The sequence below is a fragment of the Buchnera aphidicola (Aphis craccivora) genome, assembly GCF_005082145.1.
GTDB lineage: Bacteria > Pseudomonadota > Gammaproteobacteria > Enterobacterales > Enterobacteriaceae > Buchnera > Buchnera aphidicola_U.
Genome location: NZ_CP034897.1, coordinates 494,993 through 520,458, shown reverse-complemented (window position 1 = coordinate 520,458; position 25,466 = coordinate 494,993). Strand labels below are relative to the sequence as shown.

21 protein-coding genes, 1 tRNA gene and 1 pseudogene are annotated in these 25,466 nt (G+C 23.2%); 10 read left to right on the top strand and 13 right to left on the bottom strand.

The window, feature by feature from the left end; all coding sequences use genetic code 11:
- Window positions 1-2: 2 nt before the first annotated feature.
- From D9V60_RS02425 to D9V60_RS02400, 6 genes are all read right to left on the bottom strand, one after another.
- Window positions 3-1,862 (bottom strand): SurA N-terminal domain-containing protein, encoded by a 1,860-nt coding sequence (locus D9V60_RS02425; RefSeq protein WP_158360750.1) that lies wholly within the window; start codon window positions 1,860-1,862, stop codon window positions 3-5.
- A 116-nt stretch (window positions 1,863-1,978) separates the two neighbouring features.
- A complete protein-coding gene (gene lon, locus D9V60_RS02420; protein ID WP_158360749.1) occupies window positions 1,979-4,315 on the bottom strand; it encodes an endopeptidase La in 2,337 nt (778 codons plus the stop codon).
- A gap of 180 nt (window positions 4,316-4,495) precedes the next feature.
- On the bottom strand, window positions 4,496-5,776 hold the full coding sequence (clpX, locus tag D9V60_RS02415) for an ATP-dependent Clp protease ATP-binding subunit ClpX (protein WP_158360748.1): 1,281 nt from the start codon (window positions 5,774-5,776) through the stop codon (window positions 4,496-4,498).
- 94 nt (window positions 5,777-5,870) lie between these two features.
- Entirely contained in the window at window positions 5,871-6,464 is a 594-nt protein-coding gene (clpP, locus tag D9V60_RS02410; protein WP_158360747.1) for an ATP-dependent Clp endopeptidase proteolytic subunit ClpP, read from the bottom strand.
- A gap of 114 nt (window positions 6,465-6,578) precedes the next feature.
- Window positions 6,579-7,886, bottom strand: coding sequence for a trigger factor (tig, locus tag D9V60_RS02405; RefSeq protein ID WP_158360746.1), 1,308 nt, complete (start codon window positions 7,884-7,886; stop codon window positions 6,579-6,581).
- Window positions 7,887-8,081: 195 nt separating this feature from the next.
- Entirely contained in the window at window positions 8,082-8,387 is a 306-nt protein-coding gene (locus D9V60_RS02400; RefSeq protein ID WP_158360745.1) for a BolA family protein, read from the bottom strand.
- Window positions 8,388-8,687: 300 nt separating this feature from the next.
- Between D9V60_RS02400 and cyoA the strand changes: the two genes are divergently transcribed.
- The 5 genes from cyoA (at window position 8,688) to cyoE (ending at window position 13,391) form a co-directional block, all read left to right on the top strand.
- Complete coding sequence (gene cyoA / locus D9V60_RS02395) at window positions 8,688-9,527, top strand: ubiquinol oxidase subunit II (RefSeq protein ID WP_158360744.1); 840 nt, start codon at window positions 8,688-8,690, stop codon at window positions 9,525-9,527.
- A 65-nt stretch (window positions 9,528-9,592) separates the two neighbouring features.
- Window positions 9,593-11,572, top strand: a complete 1,980-nt coding sequence (gene cyoB, locus D9V60_RS02390; RefSeq protein ID WP_158360743.1) for a cytochrome o ubiquinol oxidase subunit I — start codon at window positions 9,593-9,595, stop codon at window positions 11,570-11,572.
- Window positions 11,569-12,183: a cytochrome o ubiquinol oxidase subunit III gene (gene cyoC / locus D9V60_RS02385; protein ID WP_158360742.1), complete on the top strand. Its 615-nt coding sequence runs from the start codon at window positions 11,569-11,571 to the stop codon at window positions 12,181-12,183. The genes cyoB and cyoC overlap by 4 nt, the downstream gene beginning before the upstream one ends.
- Window positions 12,183-12,512: a cytochrome o ubiquinol oxidase subunit IV gene (gene cyoD / locus D9V60_RS02380; protein WP_158360741.1), complete on the top strand. Its 330-nt coding sequence runs from the start codon at window positions 12,183-12,185 to the stop codon at window positions 12,510-12,512. The genes cyoC and cyoD overlap by 1 nt, the downstream gene beginning before the upstream one ends.
- A 27-nt stretch (window positions 12,513-12,539) precedes the next feature.
- Window positions 12,540-13,391: a heme o synthase gene (cyoE, locus tag D9V60_RS02375; RefSeq protein ID WP_158360740.1), complete on the top strand. Its 852-nt coding sequence runs from the start codon at window positions 12,540-12,542 to the stop codon at window positions 13,389-13,391.
- A gap of 9 nt (window positions 13,392-13,400) precedes the next feature.
- On the opposite strand, the gene D9V60_RS02370 is transcribed toward cyoE, so the two are convergent.
- On the bottom strand, window positions 13,401-13,739 hold the full coding sequence (locus D9V60_RS02370) for a TusE/DsrC/DsvC family sulfur relay protein (RefSeq protein WP_258013298.1): 339 nt from the start codon (window positions 13,737-13,739) through the stop codon (window positions 13,401-13,403).
- Between the two features lie 54 nt (window positions 13,740-13,793).
- Between D9V60_RS02370 and D9V60_RS02365 the strand changes: the two genes are divergently transcribed.
- From D9V60_RS02365 to dxs, 3 genes are all read left to right on the top strand, one after another.
- A complete protein-coding gene (locus D9V60_RS02365) occupies window positions 13,794-14,984 on the top strand; it encodes an MFS transporter (RefSeq protein WP_258013297.1) in 1,191 nt (396 codons plus the stop codon).
- 65 nt (window positions 14,985-15,049) lie between these two features.
- On the top strand, window positions 15,050-15,940 hold the full coding sequence (locus tag D9V60_RS02360) for a polyprenyl synthetase family protein (protein WP_258013296.1): 891 nt from the start codon (window positions 15,050-15,052) through the stop codon (window positions 15,938-15,940).
- A 19-nt stretch (window positions 15,941-15,959) separates the two neighbouring features.
- Entirely contained in the window at window positions 15,960-17,723 is a 1,764-nt protein-coding gene (gene dxs, locus D9V60_RS02355) for a 1-deoxy-D-xylulose-5-phosphate synthase (RefSeq protein WP_158360738.1), read from the top strand.
- A gap of 28 nt (window positions 17,724-17,751) precedes the next feature.
- Here dxs and nusB read toward each other — a convergent pair whose 3' ends face one another.
- The 5 genes and pseudogenes from nusB to mltA all read right to left on the bottom strand — a co-directional run bounded on the left by nusB (window position 17,752) and on the right by mltA (window position 21,905).
- Window positions 17,752-18,171 carry a transcription antitermination factor NusB gene (gene nusB / locus D9V60_RS02350; protein WP_158360880.1) on the bottom strand — a complete coding sequence of 140 codons (420 nt, stop codon included), beginning with the start codon at window positions 18,169-18,171 and terminating at the stop codon, window positions 17,752-17,754.
- Between the two features lie 23 nt (window positions 18,172-18,194).
- Window positions 18,195-19,283 (bottom strand): annotated as a pseudogene (ribD, locus tag D9V60_RS03160) (bifunctional diaminohydroxyphosphoribosylaminopyrimidine deaminase/5-amino-6-(5-phosphoribosylamino)uracil reductase RibD).
- Between the two features lie 46 nt (window positions 19,284-19,329).
- Window positions 19,330-20,298, bottom strand: coding sequence for a thiamine-phosphate kinase (thiL, locus tag D9V60_RS02335; protein ID WP_158360736.1), 969 nt, complete (start codon window positions 20,296-20,298; stop codon window positions 19,330-19,332).
- Between the two features lie 3 nt (window positions 20,299-20,301).
- Window positions 20,302-20,781, bottom strand: a complete 480-nt coding sequence (gene ribE / locus D9V60_RS02330; RefSeq protein WP_158360735.1) for a 6,7-dimethyl-8-ribityllumazine synthase — start codon at window positions 20,779-20,781, stop codon at window positions 20,302-20,304.
- A gap of 11 nt (window positions 20,782-20,792) precedes the next feature.
- Window positions 20,793-21,905 (bottom strand): murein transglycosylase A, encoded by a 1,113-nt coding sequence (gene mltA, locus D9V60_RS02325; protein WP_158360734.1) that lies wholly within the window; start codon window positions 21,903-21,905, stop codon window positions 20,793-20,795.
- 119 nt (window positions 21,906-22,024) lie between these two features.
- Here mltA and D9V60_RS02320 point away from each other — a divergent pair.
- Both D9V60_RS02320 and argA read left to right on the top strand, forming a co-directional pair.
- Window positions 22,025-22,101, top strand: a tRNA-Met gene (locus tag D9V60_RS02320).
- A gap of 206 nt (window positions 22,102-22,307) precedes the next feature.
- The gene (argA, locus tag D9V60_RS02315) at window positions 22,308-23,636 is read left to right on the top strand and encodes an amino-acid N-acetyltransferase (RefSeq protein WP_158360733.1); all 1,329 of its coding nucleotides are present in this window, start codon (window positions 22,308-22,310) and stop codon (window positions 23,634-23,636) included.
- Between the two features lie 4 nt (window positions 23,637-23,640).
- On the opposite strand, the gene recD is transcribed toward argA, so the two are convergent.
- Window positions 23,641-25,452 (bottom strand): exodeoxyribonuclease V subunit alpha, encoded by a 1,812-nt coding sequence (gene recD, locus D9V60_RS02310; RefSeq protein ID WP_158360732.1) that lies wholly within the window; start codon window positions 25,450-25,452, stop codon window positions 23,641-23,643.
- Window positions 25,453-25,466: the final 14 nt, after the last annotated feature.

Genomic DNA, 25,466 nt, shown 5'->3' with positions numbered 1-25,466 from the left:
ATTTATATATTTTCTATTTTTTCATATGTAATTTTAGATGTTTTATGAAGATTTTTAATAATACAGTTAAATATTTTTTCTATATTATTTTTTTCTAAATATTTTACAATCATTTCTTCTTCGTTTTTTGAAAATTTTTCATTATAAATTTTTGATATAAATGCGATTACAAAATTTTTATTTTTATCTTGATACATAGTATAAATTTTTTTTTCATTAATTCTATATGGCATAGAAAAAATTTTAGATACAATAGGATTATGATCGTATCGAGATAGTGTCTCTGAGACATTAAAAAGTAAATTTTCTTTACTTAATGTTTTTTTGTTTCCATTATTTAACTCAAATAAAATTTTTTTTGTTTTTTCTTTTGTTTCTTTAATAGCTTTATCATATTTTAAAATATTTATAATATTATTTTTGACATTTTTAATATTTTTTAATTTTTTTGTTTTAAAATTTTTAATCGTTAATATAAATAATTGATGATTTTTTAATTCAATTAATCCTGAATGCGATTTTAGTTTTTTTTCTCTGTCTAATATTCCTTTTTTAAAAATTATTTTTTTCAAAGTAGGATTTTGAAAAACTTTTGGAGTGGAATTTTTATCAAACCATGAAGTTTCTATAGATTTAATATTAGATTTCTTTTCAATTAAATCAAATCTATTTTTATATTTTTTAGATAATAATAAAATTTTATCTTTTAATTTATAGTATGTAATTAAAGCTTTTTTACGCTTTATTTCAGATTTAATTATATCCGATACTTCAGAAATTTTTTTTATTTTTTTGGGTAAAATTTTATTTAATTTAATAATCAAAAATTCGTCATTAAATTTAATTACATCAGAAATTTGATTCTTTTGATTTAAATTAGATGTTTTTATTTCTTCAGGTATTAAATTGGTTTCTATCCATCCAATGTTTCCTCCTTTTTTCGAAGAAATTGGTTCTATTGATTTTTCTTTTGCTATTTTTGAAAAATTTCCTCCTTTTTTTAGTTCTGATAATATTAATAACGCTTCTTTTTTGGTCTTTGTTTGAATAATACTATAATTTCTTTTTTCTTGTGTTGAATATTTATCTATATTTTTTTTGTACCAATATTTAACTTCTTTATTATTACATGATATATTGAATTCATTTGGCTGTATATGAATGTAACTAATTTGAAATTGTTCTGGACTATAAAATTTATTTTTATTGTGATTAAAATAATTTAAAACTTCTGCGTTATTTACGCTTTGATTTTTTATAGAATTAATTTTAAAAATTGCTTTTTTAATTATTCTTTTTTGAGAAAGTAATTTTATTATATGTTGTTTTTCATTATCTAATATAAAGTTTGTTTCTGCGATTGTATTAATTAAATTGATTGTATTTAATTTTTTTTTGATTAATTCTATATACTCATAATTTGTTAAATTAGCTGATTCTAAATAATTTAAATATTTTTTATTACTAAATTTATTATTTTCTTGAAACATATTAGAATTTAATATTATTTTTTTAATTTCACTGTTATCTAAATTAAATTTAATATTTTTTGTATATTGTTCCAATAAAATATTATTGATTAATTGAGACAATACATAATTATATAAATTTTCTCTAAATATTTTATTATTAATTATATTAAAATGTGTTCCTAGTATTTTTTTTTGTTTATTTAATTCGGAATCAAATATATTTTTGAATGTTTCAAAATTAACTTTTTCTTTATTAATTTCTGCTATATATTTCGTTGTATCTTTATGAATATAATTATTTAAAGTACCAAATATTATTGATAAAATAACTATTCCTAAAATACATTTAACTAAAATGTGTTTTGATCGTGTTTTAAAAAATTTAATCATAATGCAACGATCCTAAATATTTTAAATTTTATATTAAAAGTTTTTAATGTTTATAATACGTATTATAAAGGCTGACAACTTTTTGTCAGCCAAATTTACAATTCTATGAATATATTTTACGTTATATAGGGTGTTTTTTCTAATGCTAATTTTAAAACTTCTTCAATGTGTTTTACTGGATATATTATTAATCCATCAATGATATTTTTTGGTATTTCTTCTAAATGACGTTGATTTTCATATGGTATCAGAACTATTTTAACACCTCCACGATGTGCTGCTAATAGCTTTTCTTTTAATCCACCAATAGTAAGTACTTTTCCTTGCAATGTAATCTCTCCTGTCATAGCAATATTTGATTTAACAGGATTTCTTGTTAAAGAAGAAACGATAGCAGTGCACATTGCAATGCCTGCACTTGGGCCATCTTTTGGAGTTGCACCTTCTGGGACATGTACATGAATATCATGTTTTTCATAAAAATCTTTTTTTATTCCTAGTTTTTTAGCTTGTGATCGAACAACTGTCAGTGCAGCTTGAATCGATTCTTGCATTACTTCACCTAAAGATCCAGTATAAGTAAGTTTTCCTTTACCTGAAACACATGCTGTTTCAATTGTTAACAATTCCCCACCAACTTCTGTCCATGCTAATCCAACCACTTGTCCGATTTGATTTAATTTGTTTGTTTTACCATAATCAAATCGTTTTATTCCTAAAAATTTATTTATGTTTTTATTATTTATTTCAATGTGTTTTAGAGATTTATTTAAAATTAATTTTTTTACGACTTTTCTACATATTTTAGATATTTCTCGTTCTAGATTACGAACTCCAGCTTCTCTTGTATAATAATGAATAATATGCATTATAGCGCAATCAGTAATTGTTAGTTCATCTTTTTTTAAAGCATTTCTTTCAAGTTGTTTAGGATACAAATAGCATTTTGCTATATTTAATTTTTCATTTTCTGTATAACCAGAAAGTCGAATAATTTCCATTCTATCAAGTAATGGAGCAGGTATGTTCATTGAGTTTGAAGTTGCTACAAACATTACGTCAGAAAGATCGTAATCTACTTCTAAATAATGATCATTAAAATTTATATTTTGTTCTGGATCAAGAACTTCTAATAGTGCAGAAGCTGGATCTACTCTAACATCACAAGACATCTTATCAATTTCATCGAGTAAAAATAATGGATTCTTAACCTTTGCCTTAATCATTTTTTGAATTAATTTTCCAGGCATTGATCCTATGTATGTACGACGATGACCTCTTATTTCCGCTTCATCCCTTATTCCACCTAATGCCATTCTAACGTATTTTCTACCTGTTGATCTTGCGATAGATTTACCTAATGATGTTTTACCTACTCCTGGAGGTCCGATTAAACATAAAATGGGACCCTTAACCTTATTTGTTCTACTTTGTACTGCTAAATACTCTAATATTCTTTCTTTAACTTTTTCAAGTCCAAAATGATCAATATCAAGAATTTTTTTAGCTTGTTTAATATCTTTTTTTATTTTTGTTTTTGTATTCCAAGGAACTTGTATCATCCAGTCAATATAACTTCGTACTACAGTTGCTTCTGCAGACATTGGTGACATCATTTTTAATTTTTGTAATTCTGATTCTGTTTTTTCTTTAGCTTCTTTAGGCATTTTTAAAGATTTAATTTTTCTTTTTAAAATTTTATTTTCATCTGGAATTTCATCCATGTCACCAAGTTCTTTTTGAATAGCTTTTATTTGTTCATTTAAATAATATTCTCTTTGACTTTTTTCCATTTGTTTTTTAACACGATTTCTGATTCGTTTTTCTACTTGTAATAAATCAATTTCTGATTCCATTATAGCCATTAAAAATTCTAGTCTTTTATTTACATTGTTTATTTCCAATACCGATTGTTTGTCAGTTAATTTTAATGGCATATGAGCTGCAATTGTATCTGCAAGTTTTTCTGAGTTTGTTATATTATTAAGAGTATTTAATATTTCTGATGGAATTTTTTTATTAAGTTTAATATAAGATTCAAATTGATTTATTGTTGTTCTAATTAATACTTTGTGTTCTTTGTTTAAAATATTAGAAATATTAATTGGTTCTATTTCACCAATATAATGCTCTCCTGTATTAATTAAATTTTTAATACAGGCACGTTGTAAACCTTCGACTAATACTTTTACTGTACCATCTGGAAGCTTCAACATTTGTAAAATTGAACTAATAGTTCCTATATTAAATAAATCGTTTATATTCGGCTCGTCTTTTGAAGCTTCTTTTTGTGCAATTAACATAATTTTTTTATCATTATCCATAGATGTTTCAATACATTTTATTGATTTTTTACGACCTACAAATAATGGAATGACCATATGAGGATATACAACTACATCTCTTAATGGTAACACGGGAATTTTAATGCGTTCAGAACGCTCAGAATTCATAGAGCTCTCTCTTAGTTGAATTTCCGATGATGTGTGTAAATTTGAAAACTGCAAGATATAAAAATATACAGTTATATTTAAGCGATTTAATTTATATGAACAATCGTTTTGTGTTTAATATATATAATATGGCTTTTATTATAATAAAAATCTTAAATTAAATTTAATTAAGATTTTTATTTATTCACCAGATGCTTTTTTTGATTTATTTTTTTCATATATTATTTTAGGTGATGATTTTGAATGTATTACTGATTCAGTTATAAGTACTTTTTCTACGTTTTTCATTGATGGTAATTCATACATTGTATTTAATAAAACCTTTTCAATAATAGATCTTAATCCTCTTGCTCCTGTTTTTTTTAACATTGCTTGTTTTGCAATAGCTTTAATTGATTTTTTATCAAATTCTAATTTTACTTTTTCTAAATTAAATAATGTTTGATATTGTTTAATTAAAGCGTTTTTAGGCTTACATAAAATTTCAATAAGTGCATTTTCTGTTAACTCATTTACTATTGTAATAATTGGTAAACGCCCAATAAATTCAGGAATTAAGCCAAATTTTATTAAGTCTTTTGGTTCAACTTGTTTTAATAAGTGTTCTTCTGATTTCTTTTGAGTTTTTTTGTTAATTTTTGCATTAAATCCAATTTCACTGCTTATATTAATTCTTTTTGAAATAATATTAGACAAACCCGAAAACGCACCTGCACATATAAATAAAATATTTGAAGTATTAATTTGTAAAAATTCTTGTTGTGGATGTTTTCGACCACCTTGTGGTGGAATAGATGCTAAAGTTCCTTCAATGAGTTTTAATAAAGCTTGTTGCACTCCTTCTCCTGAAACATCTCTAGTTATAGAAGGATTGTCAGATTTTCTTGAGATTTTATCAATTTCATCAATATATATAATACCTAATTCTGCTTTTTTAACATTATATTTGCATTTTTGTAGTAGTTTTTGTATTACATTTTCAACATCTTCTCCTACATATCCTGCTTCTGTTAAAGTGGTAGCATCTGCAATACTAAATGGTACATTTAATAGTTTTGCTAGTGTTTCTGCTAATAAAGTTTTTCCACTTCCAGTAGGTCCGATTAATAAAATATTACTTTTTCCAAGTTCAGTTTTTTCTTTGTTTTTATTAATATTTTTAATACGCTGATAGTGATTATAAACAGCTACAGATAAAACTTTTTTCGTATGATCTTGTCCTATAACATAACTATCAAGATATTTCTTTATTTCAGACGGTGTAGGTAAATCTTGTAAATCATTATTTTGAATATCTTTTATAATTTTAGTTTCTTCAATAATATTATTACATAGTTTTATACATTCATTGCATATACATACTGACGGACCAGCAATGAGTTTTTCTACTTCCTTTTGGTTCTTTCCACAAAAAGAGCAATGAAGTAATTTTTTAGAATCATCTTTACTCTTATCTGTCATATTTTAAACCTCTTTTTATATTTGTTGATTTTTTTTGAGTAAATAGATTCTATTTTATTTTTTTTACAAAAAAAAATATTTTTTAAAAAATTTTTTATTTTCGTTTGGTTAGGATTAAATCAATTAATCCATATTGGATAGACTCATTTGCTGATAAAAAGCAATCTCTTTCTGTATCTTTGTTTATTTTTTTAATAGATTGATTAGTATGCAAAGAAAATAATTGATTTAATTTTTTTTTCATTTTAATTATTTCTTTAGCATGAATAGCAATATCTGAAGCTTGCCCTTGAAATCCACCTAATGGTTGATGAATCATAATTCTAGAATTTGGTAAAGAAAATCTTTTCCCTTTAGTACCAGATGCTAATAAAAAAGCTGCCATTGAACATGCTTGACCTATACAAATTGTTCGTATATCTGGGCTAATAAATTGCATGGTATCATAAATAGACATACCTGAAGTAATAATACCACCTGGAGAGTTAATATATAAAAATATATCTTTTTCTGGATTTTCTGCTTCCAAAAAAAGCATTTGAGCTATTATAGTGCTTGCCATACTATCTTCTATAGCACCATTCATAAAAATTATACGTTCTTTTAACAATCTTGAATATATATCATATGAACGTTCTCCTCTTGAATGCTGCTCAACAACCATTGGAATCAATATTGAATTAGACATTTTTTAGTATTCTCTTGATGAACATTCAATTTAAAAAGTAAAATATTAAAATTTTTTGTAATTAAAATATTTTTCAAAAAATACAAATATAGAACTATTAAAAATTTTTATTTTTTAAAAATATAATTCTTCAGAATTTAAGTTATAGTTTATAAATTCATTAAAAGTATAATATTTTTTTATAATCTTAATTTTATTTTTTAAAAACTTTATAACTTCTTTTTCTAATTCCAAATTTTCTATGGTTTTTCTTAATATTTTATTTTTATTGTATATGTTGATAATTTCCAATGGTTTTTTGTATTTTAAAGATATTTCCTTAATTGTTGATTTAACTTTTTCTGTATCTACTAAAATTTTATTGTTATTAATAATTTCTTCCAAAATTAACTTAGTACACAATCTTTTTTTAGCTTGTAACTCAAGATCAACGTGATATTTTTTATCTAAAATATTTTTTCTGTTTCCTTTATATTCTTCTATAAGTCTTTTATTTAAATTTATTATTTCTTGTTGCAATAGAATAGGAGGTAGTTTAATTGGATTTGCTTTTATTAACTTGTGTATGATTTGGTTTTTTAAATGACTTTCAGTTAACTTATTTATATCTTGAATTATTTTATCTTTTATAGATTGTAAGTTCGATTCAATAAGTTGAATATTTTTAATTTTTTTATCTATTTTTTCTTCTTTTTCTTCAACTTTTATTATTTTAATTTTAAATGTTATATCTTTATTATTAAGTTCTTTTTCTGGATGGAATGAAGAAAATAATATTTTCAAAAAAATAATATCGTTAGTATAATGATTGATTATTTTATTATTTAATTCATCTAAAAAATGATTTTTAAAAATAATAAACTGAAAATTTTCAGTATCAAATTTATTTATTTTTTTATTATTTTCGTAAATTGAATAATTAATTGTTACTTTATCATTAATTTTAATAGCTCTATTAACTGGATGCCATACGATTGTTTTTTTTTGATTTTCTACTATATTTTTCTTTATATCTTCATTAGTAATATTAACAATAATTTTTTCCGCTTTAATTGAACTTACTTCTTTTATTTTAATATCAGGATATACTTCATAAATAACAGAATATTTAAAATTTTCATTTTTTTCTTCTTTTTCATCTATATAATACTTAGGATCACCAATAATATTAATTTTTTCTTTATTTAAAAATTCAAAAAAAAATTTTTGCATTAGTTTATTAAATACATCATAATAAATATTATTTCCGTATTTTTTCTGTATTATTTTAATAGGCACTTTTCCTTTTCTAAAACCATTAATATTTGTATTTTTATTAATTTTAGAAAACTCTTTAAAAAGAGCAGTGTCGATTATTTTTTTTGGAATATTGATTGTAACACGATGACCTGCATCTTTAGTTTTTTCCAGAAGAAATTTCATCTTATTACCTTAAAATTACATTTATTAGTTAATCTTAGATATTTTTTATTTTATTGAGATATTTTATAAAATTTTAATAGATTTTAAATTGAATAAATTATTTTAAATATTTTGTTAAATGATAATATTTGTTGATATATTTTGTCTTTAAAAATTGATTGTCTTAAAGTTATTTATTTTTATAATAGTTTTTTATTATTTTTTTTGAAAACATTTTATAGAATAATTGTTTTTATTTTTTTTATATTTCCATTCATTTAAAGTATAAGTATATAATGTAATTGAATATATGTTTTCTTTATGTATTTCATATAATTTTTTAAAAATTAAACGATGTCTATTAATTGTTTTCATATTAATAAAATTATCGCTAATAATTACTATTTTTAGATGTGTGAGAGCATTATTAGCATATTTATGAGATTTACTATCATTATAAATTGCAATGTGATTTATATTCATTTTTGATACTAAATATTCTTTTATTTTTTCTAAACACATAAAATTAATTTTATATCCTAATTAATATTGTCAAAAAATATTTTTATATATTTTTTATATCAGACTTTATGAAATTATTTTAGAATACTTTTTAAAGTAATAACTCTATTTTTAATAATAAAATTCTATTTTTTGATAAAAAATACTTAATAAAACATATTTTTCATTTTAAATTTTATCAATTTTTGAAAAATAATTCAATTATTTCAAAAATTATTAGTTTTTTGAAATTTAAAATTTGTAATTAAAATAATTATAAAAAATTTTAATTAATAAATATTAAATTTGAGGTTTTTAAAAATGATATGCACAAATTTTAATAAATGTTTTAAAATTTTATTATTAACTTCAATTGTTTTTATGCTGAATGGTTGTAATAGTATGTTATTCACCTCACATGGAATAATTGCAAAACAAGAATCTTCATTGATTTTGATATCATTTATAATGATGTTATTTGTTGTTATTCCTGTTCTTTTTATGACAATGTATTTTTCGATTAAATATCGCTCTTCTAATATAAATCAAATATATAAGCCAAATTGGTCTGAATCTAAAATAATAGAAACAATAGTATGGATTATACCTGTTTTAATAATTTCTTTTTTGGCTTTTTTGACTTGGAATTATTGTCATATATTAGATCCTAAAAAATCTATATTATCCAAGAATAAACCCATTAAAATAGATGTTATTGCATTAGATTGGAGATGGTTATTTGTTTATCCAGATTATGGTATAGCAAGTATTAATGAAATAGCTATTCCTACAAATACACCAATAATTTTTCGTATAACTTCACATTCTGTTATGAATTCTTTTTTTATTCCTTCTCTTGGTAGTCAAATATACGCCATGCCTGGGATGGTAACAAAATTAAATCTAATTTCTAATGATTCAGGCAAATATAAAGGAATATCTTCTAATTATAGCGGAAAAGGATTTTCTAATATGAAGTTTACTGTAATCTCATTACCAAATAAAAAAATATTTATAAATTGGATTGATAAAGTAAAACATTCACCAAAAAAACTAAATACTATAAAGATTTTAAAAAAAGTGTTTTTTCCTAATGAAAATTATTATGTAGAATATTTTTCTAATGTTGATCAAATGTTATTTGATAGAATATTTCATTAATTTTTTTTAAATAGATATTAAATATGTTAAATGTAATTTTTATAAGAATTTAGGAGAAGCAAGATATGTTTGGAAAATTAACATTAGATGCAATTCCTTATAATGAACCTATTATAATGGTAACTTATTCTTGTATTATTTTAATTGGATTATGTTTAATTTCAGCTATTACATATTATGGGAAATGGAAGTATTTGTGGTCTGAATGGTTTACTAGTGTTGATCACAAAAAAATAGCTATTATGTATGGAATATTAGCATTTGTTATGTTATTTAGAGGTTTTGTAGATGCTATATTAATGCGTGCTCAACAAATGATTGCATCTTCAGGCAATAATGGTTTTTTACCACCACATCATTATGATCAAATATTTACAGCGCATGGTGTGATAATGATTTTTTTTGTCGCAATGCCTCTTGTAATTGGATTAATGAATTTAGTAGTTCCATTACAAATTGGTGCTCGTGATATAGCTTTTCCTTTTCTTAATAGTTTAAGTTTTTGGTTAAATGTAAGCAGTGCTATATTATTGACTATTTCTTTAGGAGTAGGTGAATTTGCGCAAACTGGATGGTTAGCTTATCCGCCTTTGTCTGGTATTAAATATAGTCCTGGAGTTGGAGTAGATTATTGGATTTGGAGTCTTCAAATTTCTGGAATTGGTACTACTTTGACAGGAATTAATTTTTTAGTAACTATTCTAAAAATGAGAGCTCCTGGAATGAGCTTGTTTAAAATGCCTGTATTTACTTGGACATCTTTATGTACAAATATATTAATAGTTATATCTTTTCCAGTATTAACTGTGACTCTATTATTATTAACTTTAGATCGTTATTTTAATTTTCATTTTTTTACTAACGATCTTGGTGGAAATGCTATGATGTATGTTAATTTAATATGGATTTGGGGACATCCAGAAGTCTACATTTTAGTTCTTCCAGTATTCGGTATTTTTTCAGAAGTAGTGGCTACTTTTTCTAAGAAGCGTTTATTTGGATATACATCTTTAGTTTGGGCAACATTAGCAATTACTATTTTATCTTTTATTGTTTGGTTGCATCATTTCTTTACTATGGGTGCAGAATCAAATATAAATGCTTTTTTTGGAATTACTACTATGATTATAGCAATTCCTACTGGAGTAAAAATTTTTAATTGGTTGTTTACTATGTATCAAGGTCGTGTTTATATGCATTCCGCAATGTTATGGACTATAGGATTTTTATTAACTTTTTCTATTGGTGGGATGACTGGTGTATTACTATCTATTCCTCCAGTTGATTTTATTTTACATAATAGTGTATTTTTAGTTGCTCATTTTCACAATGTGATAATTGGTGGTGTTGTTTTTGGTTGTTTTGCCGGAATTAATTATTGGTTTCCAAAATTATTTGGTTTCATATTAAATGAAACTTGGGGAAAACGTGCATTTTGGTTTTGGATAATAGGTTTTTTTACTGCATTTATGCCTTTATATTTTTTAGGTTTTATGGGTATGACTCGTCGTTTAAGTCAAAACATTGATTTAGAATTTCATTTTTTATTATCTATTGCTGCTATTGGTGCTGTTTTAATTGGTATAGGTATTGTATGTCAAATAATTCAATTTTGGATTTCAATAAAAAATCGTCATCATAACTTAGATGTTACTGGTGACCCATGGGATGGACGAACTTTAGAATGGTCCACTTCTTCTCCAGCACCGTTTTATAATTTTGCTGTTATTCCTTATATTAAAAATAAAGATGATTTTTGGGAAACAAAAAAACAAAAAAAACATATAAAAAATATTAATTATAATGAAATTCATATGCCAAAAAATACAGAATTAGGATTTTTTATTGGTTTTTTATCTTTAATATTTGGTTTTTCTGCTGTTTGGCATATTTTTTGGTTGTGTGTATTGTCGTTTTTTACAATAATTACAAGCTTAATTATAAAAAGTATAAACGAAGATAATAGTTATATAGTTTCTATAGAAGAAATTAAAAAAATAGAAGAAAAAAAAATTTTAAATATTAAAAAAGTAGGTTTAAAATGATGAACAAAATAAATGATCCAACATATCATCCTTCTTTAAAGGACAAAAATCATAATTTACATAATAATAAATTATTTGGATTATGGATATATTTAATGAGTGATTGTATTATTTTTGCTGTTTTATTTGCTGTATATGCAATCATTTTTAACAATTTGCCTATAAATTTTATTAATCATAAAATTTTTAGTTTATCTTCTATTTTTTTTGAAACATTTATTTTGTTATTAAGCTCATTAACATGTGCCATGCTAGTTATAGAACAAAAGAAAAAAAATATAAAAATGATTTATTTTTATTTTATAATTACTTTTTTTTTAGGTATAGTTTTTTTAATAATAGAAGTTAATGAATTTTATAATTTATTTATAGAAAATTATACTCCTAATCAACATGCTTTTTTTTCTATTTTTTTTACAATTATAGGTATGCATGGTGTTCATATTGCTTTTGGTTTAATTTTAATATTATCGATTATTTATCAGATCTCTGCATTAGGATTAACCAAAAATATTCAAGATCGAATATTATGTTTTAGTTTGTTTTGGCATTTTTTAGATATTATATGGGTTTGTATTTTTACTTTGATTTATTTAAATGGAGTGATTTAATGCGTAAATATTTTAAATTAAAACTTTATTTTAATAAGGAAGTGCAATCTTATATATATGGTTTTTTATTTTCTACATTATTAACTATAATTCCTTTTTTTATTGCTAAAAATCAATTTTTTTCTAATTCAATTAATCGATTAATAATTTTATTTTGTGCCTTTGTTCAAATTATCGTGCACTTTATATATTTTTTACATTTAAATAGTTCTCAAAAAAATTATTGGTATTTAATATCTTTATTATTTATTTTGATTATTATATTTATTGTTGTATTTGGTTCTATATGGATTATGTTTAACTTAAATCATCATCTCATGATGATATAAATATTACTTGAAAATATATTTGTTTATATGATGAAATATTATTTAGAAATAATTAAACCTCGTATTATTTTAGGGAATATAATTTTAATTATAGGTAGTTTTTTATTTTCATCTCGTTTTTATTTTGATGTTTTTTTGTTTATTTTTACTGTTTTAGGGGTATCTTTAGTTATTGCTTCTAGTTGTATTTTTAATAATATAATTGATGTAGAAATAGATGCTAAAATGAATCGAACCAAAAACAGAGTTTTAGTAAAAAAATTACTTAAACCTATACCAGTCTATATTTTTGGAATTATTGTAGGTGGATTTGGTTTTTTTATCTTAGGTTTTTTAGTAAATTTTTTATCAATGTTTTTATCAATAATTGGATTTATCATTTATGTTTTTATTTATACATTTTTAAAAAGAACATCGATATATTCCACTTTTATTGGAAGTTTTTCAGGATCAATACCTTCTTTAATTGGTTGTTCTGCTGTTAATAATACTATTAGTATAGCTAGTATTTGTTTATTTATTATTTTTATATTTTGGCAAATGTCTCATTTTTATGCGATTTCTATTATGTATATAGAAGATTATAAAAATGCAAATTTGCCTGTTTTTCCTGTGGTAAAAGGAATATTAAAAACAAAAAAACATATTTTTTACTATATAATATGTTTTAGTTTATCTAGTTTTATATTAACTTTTCTAACCTATTTAGGTTATATTTTTATTTTTCTTATTTCTATTTTAAATTTATATTGGTTATATATATCTTATATAAATATAAAAGAAAAAAATCACTTTAAATTTTCTAGTAGAATATTTTATTTATCTATTATAATAGTTATTTTTTTTAATATATTAATTTCGATTAATTTTAGGTTTTAGTGTGTAATTTTATAAACATTGTGAAGGTTTCGGTATTCCGGCTATTTTACTAGCTTGTTGTGCTGGACCTTTAGGAAATAGTTGAAATAAATAAATACTATGAATTTTTTTGTCTAGTTTTTTTTTAATACCACTAATTAGCATACGCATTGATGGAGTAATATTATATTTAAAATAAAAATCTCTTATAAAATATATTATTTCCCAATGATTATCTGTAAGTATAATTTTTTCTTTTTTTGCAATTTCTTCTGCTAAGTAAATATTCCAATCTTTATTGTTTTTTAAGTATCCTTCTTGATCTTTTTCTATTTTTTCGTAGTTTATATATTTTTTAGTATTTTTCATTGATAACATAATTTTTTATAGTATAAAAAGTTTTCAGAAAATATTGGATTTAATATGAAAAATTATAAAATGAATTTTTTTGAATTACAAGTAACATTAAGTTTTTGCGTTGTTTTTTTATTACGTATGTTAGGTGTATTTTCTATTCTTCCAGTATTAAGTAAATATGGGTTATATTTAAATGGAGGAAATAAATTTTTAATTGGTTTATCTGTTAGTGTTTATGCGATTGCTCAAATGATATTTCAAATCCCATTTGGTTTTTTATCTGATCAATTTGGCCGAAAAAAAATAATTATATTTGGACTCTTTGTTTTTTTAATTGGTAGTATTATATCTGCGAGCACAAATTCTATTTGGGGTCTCATAATTGGACGATTTATTCAAGGTTCTGGTGCTATTTCTGGTGTTTCTATGGCGTTTTTATCTGATTTAGTAAGAAAAGAAAATCATGTTAAATCTATTTCTGCTATAGGTGCTAGTTTTGCTATTTCTTTTTTGATTTCCATTGTTTTTGGATCATTAATTATTGAAACATTTAATTTTTCTTTTATTTTTTGGTTTTCTGCTATATTTTCAATTATTTGTATTTTAATTGTTTTTTTTATCATCCCTTCTTATAGAAATCAAGAATATCAAATAAAGAAGTTAAAAAAAGAAATAAAATTTTTTAATCAAAAAAATATTAAATATTTATTTAATATAAATTTCTGTAGATTTTATTTTAGTATATTTTGCTTGCATTTTTTATTGACAATGCATTTTTTGATTATACCGCAGCAATTAGAGTTATCTGGACTAGTTTCAAACTATCATTGGATTATTTACTTATTTACAATAATATTTTCTTTTTTTATTTTATATTTTATAATTGTTTATGGTTCTTTATATTTTTGTTTAAAAAACATTATTGAAATATGTGTTTTTTTTATTTTTTTATCATCATTGTTTTTTTTGTTTTTATATCATAACTTGTTATATTTAATATTATCTTTACAGATATTTTTTATTGCATTTAATATATTAGAAGTGTTTCTTCCTTCATATTTAAGTCGAAAAATATTCATTAATGATTGTAAAGGTAGTATTATGAGTATTTATTCTACTAGTCAATATCTAGGAATATCCTTAGGAGGAATTATCAATGGATGGTTATATACTTTTTTAAATGTTTCACAAATTTTTTTATTTGAAGTTTTTTTAGTTTTTATATGGCTTTTATTTAATTGTTTTTGTAAAAAATAATATTTATATAGTATAATTAATAAAATTTTATATTAATTATTTTTTTAATTTTTAGGTTTTTAAATGTGAATTTTTCTGACTTTTATAATTTTTATCAAAATCGCATAGATGAAAAATTACTTGATTTATTAAATAGTTTGCCTTTTCAGAGTTCAATTCTTATAAAATCTATGAAATATGGAACTTTAACAGGAGGAAAAAGATTACGTTCATGTTTGGTTTACATTATTGGAGAAATGTTCAAAGTAAACATCATTACATTAGATATAATATCTATAGCTATTGAGTTAATTCATTCTTATTCTTTAATTCATGATGATTTGCCATGTATTGATAATGATTATTTTAGAAGAGGAAAGCTATCTTGTCATGTAAAATATGGTGAAAATTTTGCTATACTTGCTGGAGATGCTTTACAAAGTTTAGCATTTAATGTTTTATCTACACATATTATGCCTGGTGTTTCTGATAAAAAACGTATAAAAATTATTTCTGAATTATCTTATTCTATTGGTTCTTCTGGTATGTGTATCGGACAAACATTAGATTTGCAAAAAGATACAAAAGAACTCAATATTACTGAATTAGAAAAAATTAATTTATATAAAACTGCATTTTTAATTAGATCTTCTGTTCGGCTATCATATTTATCTTCAAATTTTTTTTCTAAAAAAATATTATTGTTATTAGATCGTTTTTCTGTTGTTATTGGTTTAGCATTTCAAATTCAAGATGATATTTTTGATTTTAAAAATGATACTAAAAAAATAAAAAAAAATGAGAATCAAAATATATATAGTACATATCCATATTTAATTGGAATGAATCAATCTCAAAAAAAAATAAAAATTTTATACCAGGAAGCATTGTGTATTTTAAAAATTTTAAAAAAAAAATGCTTTATTATAAATAAGTTAGAATCGTTAACAGATTTTATAATTCAACGCTCGAAATGAATTTAATAATGAGTTCCTAATGAATTTTGATATTAAAAAATATCCAACGTTATTTTTAGCTGATTCAGTTAAAAGTTTGCGATATTTACCAGTTGAAAAATTACCTCAATTGTGCTGTGAATTACGAAGATATTTATTGGATATAATTTTTATTACAGAGGGTCATTGTGCATCTGGATTAGGTGTAGTTGAAATCACGGTTGCTTTACACTATGTTTACAATACTCCATTTGATAATTTGTTATGGGATATAGGTCATCAATCTTATCCGCATAAAATTTTAACTGAAAGAGCAAAAAAAATAATTAACATTAGAAAGAAAAATGGTTTACATCCATTTCCTTTTCGTGAAGAAAGTCAATTTGATGTTTTTGGAACAGGTCATTCTTCTACTTCCATTAGCGCAGGTTTGGGTTTATCTATTGCAGCTCAAAAAGAAGGAAAAAATAGAAAAACTATTTGTGTTATTGGCGATGGAGCAATGACTTCTGGTATGGCTTTTGAAGCTATGAATCATGCTGGTGAAATACAACCTGATTTATTAGTTATTTTAAATGATAATGATATGTCTATTTCTAAAAATACAGGTGCTTTAAGTAAACATTTAAAAAATTTAAAAAATATTAAATATAATGATATATTAAAAAATTCGTTTTTTGAAAACTTATCTTTTCAATATTTAGGACCTTTTGATGGCCATAATATTTTTTATTTAATTAATATTTTAAAAGACATAAAAAACAAAAAAGGCAGTTGTTTGTTACATTTAATTACTAAAAAAGGAAAAGGTTATCTTCCAGCAGAATTAGATCCCATTAAATGGCACACAATTCCGCAAAATAGTCTTTCGTCTTTTAATAAAACTATTACTTATTCAGAAGTTTTTGGTTCTTGGTTATGTGAAATAGCAAGTGTTGATAAAAAACTAATAGCAATTACACCTGCGATGTGTGAAGGTTCAGGTATGTTGAATTTTTCTCGTTTGTTTCCTAATCAATATTTTGACGTTGCTATTGCTGAACAGCATGCGGTTACTTTTGCAGCTGGTTTGGCTGCTGCAGGGTATAATCCAGTTGTTTCAATTTATTCTACTTTTTTACAGCGTGCTTATGATCAAATTATACATGATGTTGCCTTACAAAAATTATCTGTTTTATTTGCTATTGATAGAGCGGGGATAGTAGGAAATGATGGTCCTACACATCAAGGTGTATTTGATTTAGCTTATTTAAGATGTATTCCTGGTCTTGTAATTATGACTCCAAGCAATGAAAATGAATGTAGGCAAATGTTGTATACTGGATATATGTATAAAAAAGGCCCAACTGTAGTAAGATATCCTAAAGGAAAGGGAGTAGGAGTACCATTAGCTCCAATGAATATAATACCACTAGGAAAATCTATTCTAAAAAGAGTTGGTCAAGAAATAGCCATTTTAAATTTTGGTGTTTTATTAGAAGAAGCTTTATTAGCTGCAAATAATTTAAATGCAACATTAGTTGATATGCGATTTGTTAAGCCATTAGATACTAATATCATTATAGAGTTATCTTCTCAATATAAATTTTTTGTTACTATTGAAGAAGGAATTATTTCAGGGGGAGCAGGTAGTTCGGTAAATGAATTTATTATGATAAAAAAAATTTTACTTCCAGTATTAAATATTGGAGTTCCAGATATGTTTATTTCTCAAGGTAGTCAACAAGAAATTAGACATAATTATGAATTAGATGCTCAAGGAATTGAAAAAAAAATTTTTTCTTGGATTTCATCATCATTTTAAGATTGTCAAAGCATTTTAGCATATAATTTTATTTTTTTTCTTTGATTATTTTTAATGCAGCTTTATCTAAAACTCCATTAATAAACTTATGACTATCTTCTGATCCAAATAATTTAGCTAATTCGATACCTTCATTAATAGAAACTTTATAAGGTATATCATTTCTTTTATATAGTTCATAGAATGAAATTCTAAGAATAGCTTTCTCTACTTGTCCTATTTTTTTGAGTGAACGTGACAAATATGGTTTCATTAAATTATCTATATTTTCACAGTTATGAGTGATTCCAAAAATTAAATCATAAAAATATTCTAAGTCAATATTTCTTTTGTTTTTTTCTTTTAAAAATTCTATTGTATTATCTTTAATATTGTTTTGAGAAATTTCCCAAGAGTAAAGCATTTGTAAAGCACAAGCACGCGCTTTTCTTCGAAAATATGGATTTATCATAACATTTTCCTAGTTTTTTATTATTTTTGAGGTTCTAATATTAATCTAATATCTGGTCCTATTTTCTTTAAATTCAAAAAATTAAATTTAATACATTCAAATAACTTTAAGTTATTTTTCAAAAAAAATAATGGTTTTGCTTCGTGCCCTAATATTTTGGGCGCGATATATATAATTATTTCATCTATTAATTTCATCTTTAATAACGCACCAGATAATTTACTACCAGCTTCTATCCATACAGTGTTAATTTCTAACTCTCCTAAAAATTTTAATGTAGATAGAACGTTAATTTTTTTTTTATATGGTTTAATTATAATTTGTTTTACATTATCTGGCCATAATTCATCGTCTTGTTTTAATCTTATTAATAAAATTTTTTCTTTTGTATTCATTATTTTATGTGATTTGTTTATTCTATTTTGACTATCTATAATAACTCTTATTGGATGTTTAAAATTTTTTTCAGGAAATTGCGATAGTATTTTTTTATTAAATTCTTCTTTTCGAACAGTTAATTGCGCATTATCATTTATAATAGTTTTACTAGTACTTAAAATTGCTGAACTTTTTGCGCGAAATACTTGCACATCTTGACGCGAATCTTGAGAAGTAATCCATTTACTTTCACCGGTTTTCATTGCAATTCTTCCGTCTATTGACATTGCTAATTTAAGTTGAATTCATGGAAATCCAGTATTCATACGTTTAAAAAAACCTTTATTATATTTTTTAGATTCTTTCGATAATAAACCTATTTCTACAGAAATATTATTTTTTTTAAGATAAATAACCCCTTTTCCAGATACTTTTGGATTGGGATCTAAATTTGATATTATTACATGAACTATTCCAGCGTTAATTAAAGCATCACAGCATGGCGGTGTTTTTCCAAAGTGATTACATGGTTCTAATGTAATATATGCTGTTCCTCCTTTTGCTTTTTTTCCAGCCATATTTAATGCGTTAACTTCAGCATGATTATCTCCATATTTTTTATGCCATCCTTCTCCAACAATATGATCGTTATTGACAATTACACAACCAACATTAGGATTTGGAGCAGTTGTAAATTCTCCTAATTTACTAAGTTGTATTGCTCGTTTCATATACAATGTTTTTTTCATATTTTACCAAAAATTTTTAAAAATTATTTTAATTAAAGTGATTAAAACCAGTTTTTTTAAAATTAATTTTTTTATTATTTTCTATTAAATTAAAGCCTTTTTCTTTTGAAGTAATATATCCAATGTGTTTACATTGAATTAAATGTTTTTTAATAGCAAAATTTAATTTTTTAATGTTTTTTTTAGAAACCGTAAAACATAATTCATAGTCTTCTCCAAAATATAATGCCCAATCAAAATAATTATTTTTTTTAAAATTATTCGTTAATTTTTTAGAAATAGGTAATTTATTTAGTTCTATATCAGCTCCACATTGACTTTTTTCTAATATATGCCCTAAATCAGAAACTAATCCATCTGATATATCTATGGCTGCATTAGCAAATTTTCTTAATATTATACCTTCAGAAATTCTAGGAATAGGATTAAGATGTTTTTGAATTAAATATTTTTGTATTTTTATATCTATTTTTTTTTTTTTTTGAAGCAAAAAGAAACCAGCAGCACTTTCTCCAAGACATCCTGTAACATATATTAAATCTCCCTCTTTAGCATTTTTTCTTAATAATGTCTTTTTTCCTTGAATTAAACCATAAACACTTAGTGTAATACTTAAAGGACCACAGTTAGTATCTCCGCCTATAAGTGTAATTTTATATTGATTTAAAATTTTAAAAAAATTTTCACTAAAACATTTTAACCATTTATTGTTTGATTTAGGCATAGTAATAGAAAGTGTTATCCATTTAGGAAGTGCTCCCATAGCAGCTAAATCGCTCAGGTTTACAGCAATTGTTTTATAAGCTAAATTTTCAGGAGTTATGTTTTTAAAAAAATGCGTTCCTTCTACTAAAGTATCAGTACTAATCGCAAGAATATTATTTTTTGGTATTTTAATTAATGCGCTATCGTCTCCAATACCTTTAATAAGGTTTTTTTCTTTTTTTTTGTGCTTATTAAAAAAATGAGAAATAATTTCAAATTCATTATATTTCATGATTTAATCATTACTTTTTTTTAATTTTTCAATAATATTAATCATTTCTAATGCTGCTAACGCAGCTTCAGATCCTTTATTACCCATTTTTAAACCTGATCTTTCAATAGATTGTTCTAGATTATTTGTAGTTAATATTCCTAATGTAATTGGAATAAAATATTTCATACTGATTCGAGAAAGATTATTATATGTATCACTTGCAATATACTTAAAATGATCTGTACTGCCTTTAATAATTGTTCCTATTGCAATAATAGCATTATATTTTTTATGTTTTGCAATATAATTTGCTATTATAGGTATTTCATAAGTTCCAGGAACATATATTTTTAAAATATTTTCTTTTTTGATTTGCCCTAATCTAATTAATGTATCTAGCGCTCCAGATAATAAGTGATTATTAATAAATTGATTAAATCGAGAAATAATTATCGCAATTGATGCTGTTTTATTTGTAATTCCGGATTGAATAATATTCATATTTTTAATATTTAGTTATTTTTAAAATTTGTTTTTAATATCCAAGCATTCCCATAGTGATTATAAAAGCCTGCTTGTATACCCGCTTTTTCTCCAATACCCTGATAAATATCAAAATGCTGTCCTTTAATCATTCCTCCTACATCTAATGCCAATAATAATCGCATTTCATATTTATGAATAAAAACGCCTTTTTCATTAAGTAAAGGTATTTGTACTAATAAAACACTACCATTTTTAATTATAGATTTGTCTACAGCTATAGCTGATTTTGCGATTAATGGTACAGAACTAGATCCAAATACTTCTTTTTTTTTAGTTTCTTTAAAAAAAACAAAAGATTTGTTTTCTTCAAGTAATTTTTGAACTTCTAAATCTGTATGTTTACTGCACCAATTTTTAATACTTTGCATAGAAATATTTTTTTTATCTATTTCACCTCGTTTTATTAAAATTTTTCCTATGCTTGTATAAGGCCAATTGTTTTTTTTTGAATAACTAAAAAAAGTTAATGAATTTCCTTTGCCGTAATCTACAAAACCACTTCCTTGAATTTCCATAATGAAATTGTCTATTAAAGAATTGCTATAAGCTAAAATATATTTTTTTTTTAAAATACCATTATATATCTCTTTTCTTTGTGGTAAAACTTGATTTTTTTTAAAAATAGATGGCATTTGATATATCGGGTAAATAAAGTTATCTTTTTTTATTTTTCTAGCTTGAACTATTGGTGTATAGTATCCAGTAATTTTAACATTGCCATAATTGTCTACTCCTTTCATTTGAAACATTTTAATTTCGAATTGACTCAATGTATTAAAATCTGATGTTTTTAACCATTTTTTAATACTATTGTAAAGAACAAAATTTTTTAAATATAAACTTGGAGAAAATTTTTTAATTTTTTCTAATTGTAGAATAAAATCTTTTTGATTAACTAATTTAGTTTTAATATTTATTCTTTTTGTTTCAGTAAAATTTTTAATTAATTTTTTTTGATATTGTTGACCTTGATTAAAATCATAATTATTACATGAAATGATAAATATAAGCATTATATTTATTATTATTTTACTTATATTTTCATTATTTTGAATTTTAAAAATATTGTAATTAATCATAGTAATATTATTAAATATTGTTAAATTTATTTAAACAAGTAAATATATTAAAAAATAAACATGTTTTTTAAAAAAAAGGTTGCATTTTTTTTATTAAAGATGTATTCTTTACTGACTGAAGCGGGGTGGAGCAGTCTGGTAGCTCGTCGGGCTCATAACCCGAAGGTCGTTGGTTCAAATCCAGCTCCCGCAACCAAAAACACCTCTATCTTAAAAAATCATCCAAATTTTATAATATTTAAATCATTTTTGATGATAAAATTTTTATTTTTAAAAATTTTATCATATGATGTATTTGACATTGGTATTATATAATTTAATTATCTTAATTTAAATAATATAAATCTTATTTTTATTTAAAAAATAATATATAGGTTCGATTTAAAAAGCAAGAGGATTATCATGAAAGAGCGCACTACTGAATTAGTTCAGGGTTTTCGCCATAGCGTTCCTTACATTAATGCTCACCGTGGAAAAACATTTGTAATTATGCTAAGCGGTGAAGCAATTAAATATGGAAATTTTTTTGGTATTATTAACGATATTGGTTTGTTACATAGTTTAGGTATTCGATTAGTAGTAGTATATGGAGCTTGTCCTCAAATTAATTCAAATTTAAATGAAAATAAAATTGAAATAATATATCATAAATATGTACGTGTTACTAATTTGCTATGCTTAGAACAAGTTAAACAAGCAGCAGGAAGATTACAACTTGATATTACTGCTCGTCTTTCAATGAGTTTAAGTAATACTCCTCTACAAGGAGCAAATATTAATGTTGTAAGCGGTAACTTTATTATTGCACAACCGTTAGGTATAGATGATGGGATAGATTATATACATACTGGTCGAATCAGAAGAATTGATAAAAAAGCTATTGATTGTCAATTAACAAATGGTGCTATAGTTTTAATTGGTCCTGTTGCAGTTTCTGTTACAGGAGAAAGTTTTAATTTAACTTCTGAAGAAATTGCTACGCAAGTTAGTATTAAGTTAAAAGCAGAAAAAATGATAGGTTTTTGTAGTAATCAAGGAGTTCTTGATGATCAGGGAAAAACTATTTCAGAATTACTACCTGATGATATAAATAATAAGATTGTAAAATTAGAAAAAAATGGAGATTATATTTCTTCAACAATTCGATTTTTAAGGGGATCTATAAAAGCTTGCAAAAATGGTGTAAATAGAAGTCATTTAATTAGCTATCATAAAAATGGAGCTTTATTACAGGAATTATTTTCTCGTGATGGTATTGGAACACAAATGGTTATGGAGTCTGCAGAAAAAATTAGGCAAGCTAATATTAATGACATTGGGGGAATTTTAGAATTAATTCGACCTTTAGAAAAAAAAGGAATTTTAGTTCGCAGATCAAGAGAGCAATTAGAAATGGAAGTAGATAAATTTACAATTATTGAGCGTGATAACTTAACTATTGCATGCGCTGCACTGTATCCTTTTTTTAAAGAAAATTTGGGAGAAATGGCATGTGTTGCGGTGCATCCTGATTATCGTAATTCTTCTAGAGGTGACTGGTTACTTAAAAAAATTAAATTAAATGCAAAAAAAATAAATTTAAAAAAAATATTTGTACTTACTACACATAGTATTCATTGGTTTCAAGAAAGAGGATTTGTTGTTGTAAGTGTTGACAAACTGCCTGAAAGTAAGAAAAAAATGTATAATTATCAACGTTGTTCTAAAATTTTAATGATGGATTTATTTTAATATATTAAAAAATTTTATTTTTTTTTGCTGTTTTAATAAATATTTTTTTATTTGAAAAAATACTTAATATTTTTCGAGATCTTGTAACTGCTGTATATAAAATTTCTTTATTTAAAATTTTTAAATCTGTATTTGGTAGTATTAATGTTGTTTGATTAAATTCAGAACCTTGCGCTTTATGAACAGTAATACACCAAGCAGTTTCATAGTTTTCTAGTAAATCAACCGGAATACATTTCGTACTATTATTATCTTTTAAAAAACATACTTGTAGTTTTTGTTGCTGATCAAAATTAGTAATTCCTATATCACCATTAGATAAATTTAAATATTTATTATTTTTTGTGATAATAATGGGTTTTCCTAAATACCATATTTGATTGTTAATATAAAAATATTTTTTAATAATATTTTTTTTATACATTATATTTTCTAAAGTTTTGTTTATGTGTTTTATTCCAAATGGACCATCTTTTATAACGCACAATGTTTGATGTGCTTTAAACCTTTTTATAATTTCTTTTATATTTTCTTTTCTTTCTATTTTATCCCAATATTCTTTATTATAAAAAATAATTTTATTTATCATTTTTTCATATTGATTTTCACAATTAGTTTCATAAAAGAAAACATTTTTTATTAAATTATTAAATAATTTAATAAAAATTTCTTTTTTATTTTGATTAATTGAATTTGACAATATATCAATTCCCGAATTTGTTTTAAATCTATAATTTTTTTTTAAAATGCATATTTTATCACTTATTAAAAAAGTATTATTTTTGTTTTCTTTATTAAATAAATTTGAATATTGTGTAATTTTTTTTAAATAAGATATAGTTTCTAAACTATAACCATCATGTGAATAATTATAAATTTTTTTTAAAATAGAACCTGCTCCTATTGGTGATAATTGATTATGATCTCCAATAAAAATAATTTTAGTATTTTTTTGTAGAGCAGAAAAAATATTATGCATCATAAAAATATCTATCATAGATACTTCGTCAATAATTAAAATATCTATATTTAAAGGATTTTTCTTATTAAAAAAAATTTTATCAGATGTTTTTGAAATGCCTAATAGTTGATGTATAGTTACAGGTGGTAAAATAAATAGTTTTTTTTCTTCTGAGGATATATACAAATCAAATATTTTATGATTATTTAGTATTTCAATTAGACGTGTTGTAGCTTTTCCTGTAGGTGCTGATAATTGTATTTTAATATTTTTTTTTGTATTTTTTATTAATGCAATAATAATTTTTATTATTACAGTAGTTTTTCCGGTTCCAGGGCCTCCTAATATAAAAAATATTTGATTTATTAAACTTAGTGCTACCGCTGTTTTTTGAGCATTATATTCTTTACTAGGAAATAATTTTTTTAAAATTTCGCAAGTTGTCATTAAATCAAATTCGAAATATATTTTTTTTTGATATAAATATTTTAAAATATTTTTTTCAGATTTCCATATTTTATAGAGATAAATTTTTTTTTGAAACAACACCAAGGGAGTTGTAATATCTCCATTACTAACAGCATGATGTTTAGATAACTCAAAAAACCAGTTTATTTGGTTTGTATTTAAAATAAATAATATTTTTTTAATAATTTTTTTATTGTTAACAGAAAAAAAATTATTTTTTTGAAAATATTCAATCGATAAAAAAAGATGACCATTATTGCTTTCAAAACTTGTACAAGCTGCTACTAACATAATAATATTATTTGTTTTAGAAATAAATTGTGAAAAAATAAAATCAATCATACGTATAGTTTGATTTTTTACTAAATTTTTTAATAAATTTTTCATATAAGTAACATTTT